The organism is Thermomonospora catenispora (assembly GCF_006363815.1).
Classification (GTDB): Bacteria; Actinomycetota; Actinomycetes; order Streptosporangiales; family Streptosporangiaceae; genus Thermomonospora; species Thermomonospora catenispora.
On record NZ_RRYT01000076.1, the window covers coordinates 1 to 3,401 of the forward strand.

3 protein-coding genes are annotated in these 3,401 nt (G+C 67.9%); all 3 read left to right on the forward strand.

Annotation, left to right across the window (positions count from 1 at the left end; all coding sequences use genetic code 11):
• Positions 1–222: 222 nt before the first annotated feature.
• Complete coding sequence (locus EIO00_RS23855) at positions 223–612, forward strand: hypothetical protein (RefSeq protein WP_140182677.1); 390 nt, start codon at positions 223–225, stop codon at positions 610–612.
• Between the two features lie 31 nt (positions 613–643).
• Entirely contained in the window at positions 644–1,909 is a 1,266-nt protein-coding gene (locus tag EIO00_RS25775) for a WXG100 family type VII secretion target (RefSeq protein ID WP_140182679.1), read from the forward strand.
• 135 nt (positions 1,910–2,044) lie between these two features.
• On the forward strand, positions 2,045–3,401 hold a 1,357-nt coding region (locus tag EIO00_RS23865; protein WP_140182681.1), incomplete at its 3' end, for a S8 family serine peptidase.

Sequence of the window (3,401 nt, forward strand, 5' to 3'; positions counted from 1 at the left end):
CGGAGCGGGCGAACACCGGCATCTGGAGCGGCTGAGTCGACCACCGACCGACGCCGGCATGCCGCTGCCGCCATGAACGAGAAGACGCATCGAGGAGCCCTGGCCGTTCGACGACGCCAGGGCTTCCTTGGGTCGGGCGCCGTGCGGTTCGCGGCCGATCCGCGGCAGTCGGGGGAGCGAGCAAGCGCCGCGACGGCGACGAACGACAGGAGGTGAACCGCTGTGGGCCTGCGCAACTTGCCTGTGCCGGGCAGCAAGGAGATCAAGGTCTCCTCCAGCTATCTGCGGGAGATCGCGAAGGAATTCCAAAAGGATCTCGACAAACTGGAAGAGAAGCGGTGGAGCACTGTCCTGGAGGACACTCTTCCGTCGGAAGAGGCCTTCGGGGACTATGACGGCGGGCACTCGTTCCGCAACGGCACCGTGCGCTCGGCCCGTATGCACATCGGCTCCACCATCGACGAGTTCGTCATGGCATACCGGAACGTCATCCAGGCGCTGCTCAGGTCGGCCGAGAACTACGAGCGGGCCGAGGAGAACAGCAAGCAGGGCATCGAAGCCGCCGGGAGGAGCGGCAACAACTCCGGCGGCGGGCCCAACAAGATGATCTGATCCGATTCCATCGGGAGGGAGGTGTACAGCCATGGGGCAGGAAAAGGCCATCCGGCAAAATGTTGATGAGGGCTGGGACAGCACTGGCTGGTCCATCCTGAAGTCCTTCAAGGTCTGGGAGAACCAGGCCACGGAATTGAAGAACATGGTCGACAAGATGCGACCGGACCTCATCAGGAACCATGCGCAACAGTACGGTCAGGTCGCCGATGCCTTCCAGAACACGATCAGACTGATCGAATACTATGGGAACAGGCTGGGAAAGCAGTGGGGCGGTGACGCCGCCCGCGGCGCTCTGGAACAGCTGAACAAGGCTTACCGGTCGGCGCAGGAGATCCAGAGCAAGAGCAAGCAGGTCAGCCAGGCGCTGAACAACCACGCCACCCGGCAGACGGATTGGCAGAACAAGTACGGCAGCGGCTCGTGGGCGGACAAGTTCGTCGCCGACTCGCGTAGCTGGGTCGAGAATCTCATGGCGTTCCATCCGACGACCGCGCCTGCCGTGATCGGGAAGTGGCTGGGCGAGAACTGGAGCGCCGCCTACGGCATGAGCGAGATCAACAGCGGGACTCAGCAGTCCAACAGCGAGTTCCCGGCCGAGATCATCTCGAACATGCCGACCGCCAATCCCAACCAGTACGAGATGCCGCCGAACACTCCCCAGCCCCCGAACCCGAACATCGGCGGCGGGCCGGGCGGCGGCCTGCCCAACGGTCCCGGCGGTCCCGGTGCGGGGGACCTCCCCAAGGGCCCGAGCTCCCCGAATTTCCCGGACTCTCCGGCCATCCCAGAGGGACCGACCGGTCAGCCCGGCAACCCCAACCTTCCCGGCGGTCCCGGCGGCTCCGACCTGCCCAAGGGGCCCGGCTATCCCGGCGGTCCCGGTTACCCCGGCGGTTCGGACTTCCCCGGCGCAGACGGCGGCTCCAGCCTGGCCGGGCTGGGCGGCGGCGGAGGCGGAGGCGGTCTCCCCGGTGGTCCGAGCGGTCTGGGCCCCGGTGGCGGCGGAGGCGGTCTCCCCGGCGGTCCCGGCGGCCTGCCCAACGGCCCGGGCGGTCTGGCGAACGGCCCCGGTGGCGCTCTGCCCGGCAACGCTCCGGGGATGGGGCCCGGCGGCCTGCCCCCCGGTGGGACGCCCGCCGCCGGTCGCGGCGGCTTCGCCGGCATGGGCATGCCCATGGGCGCCGGCGGCCATGGAGGCGGCAAGTCGGAAGAGCACGAGCGCAGCACCTGGCTGACCGAGGACGAAGACATTTGGACCGGCGACCAGGAGGCGGGTCCCTCGGTCATCGGCTGACGCCGCCGGAAGGACGGCAGGTATGGTACGGGCAGATCGGCCGGAGGCCGGACTGCCCGTACTCGTTGAGTGAACGGTTGCGCCATGCCCCTACCTGCGATTTCGCGGCGATTGCAGAGGATCGCCACATCCCTGGTGGCCGTCATCGCGGTGGCCGTGACGGCGTCCCCCGGAATGGCCGCCACAGCACCGCAGCCACTGCCGCAGCAGTGGTGGTTCGGCATATGGGCGGTGCACAACGAGCTGTGGACCTATAGCAAGGGGCAAGGCGTCGTCGTCGCGGTACTGGACACCGGGGTCGATGCCGACCTGCCGGAACTGTCGGGGGCCGTGCTTCCGGGGGCGGACTTCGAAGGCGGCGGCGGTGACGGGCGCACCGACACCGACACGAACGAGACCAACGGGCATGGCACCGGAATCTCCGTGTTGATCGCCTCTCGCGGAGGGAACAGCGGATTCTTGGGGATGGCGCCGGAGGCGAAGCTGCTTCCGGTGGTGACGCAGTCGGCCCAGGCTTATGCGAAAGGATTGCGTTTCGCGGCCGATCGCGGTGCCAAGGTCATCAACATGTCGCAAGGGCTCCCTGGTGCTTGCCCGTCTGAACTCCAGGAGGCGGTCCGATACGCCATCGAACGCGATGCGGTCATCGTGGCCGCCGCGGGCAATGACGGATTGAACGGGAACCCCTCTCACTATCCCGCCAACTGCAAGGGCGTGCTCTCGGTCGGGGCGGCCGATGTCAACGCCCGGCCATGGGAGAAGACAGAGCGTCAGCCCTATGTCGACATCGCGGCACCCGGTGTCAACGCGGCCACGGTAGCCAGGGGCGGTGCCTTCCAGCAAGGCATCAGCGGAACCAGTATCGCCACCGCGCTGACCTCCGGTGTGGTCGCCCTGGTGCGGAGCAAGTACCCGCAGATGAAGAACCGTGAGGTCGTCCAGAAGATTGTGGCATCGGCCAAGGACATTGGACCTCCGGGACGTGACGACATGACCGGTTACGGCTTTATCAGGCCGTACCGGGTCTTCACCGGAGAGCTGCGGGACATGGGCAACCCGGTCTTCGAGGAATACGACGCCTGGGCGAAGAACGCTCCTCCTCCGAAGAAGGACGGCAGCGACGGCGAGCAGGCCGAGGAGGCCTCGGGCCTCGGCAGGGCGTTTGAGGAGCTGCAAGGCGTCATCGTCTTCGGGGCACTCGGCCTGTTCGTGATCGGTGCCGTGATCTACTCCCGGATGAGACAGCGTCGCCTCGCTGCTGCCGGCGTCGGCAGGCCGGGCATGCCCATGCCGCCCGGCGGTGCGGCGCCAGGGGCGACGCCCGGCGCCGGTATGCCGACGGCGCCCGGGCAGATGCCGGGGGCGCCTCCGGCCGGTGGCCCGTTCGTGCATCCACAGGGCGGTGGGCAGCATCCCGGTGTGCCGCCGCAGCAGCCCTCTTATCAGCCTCCCTACCAGGGGCCGGGGTATGGGCCGCCGCCGTCGATGGGCG

Excerpts from the sequence above, each read along its gene's own strand:
- EIO00_RS25775 (WP_140182679.1), top strand. The coding sequence starts at position 644 with ATGGGGCAGGAAAAGGCCATCCGGCAAAATGTTGATGAGGGCTGGGAC.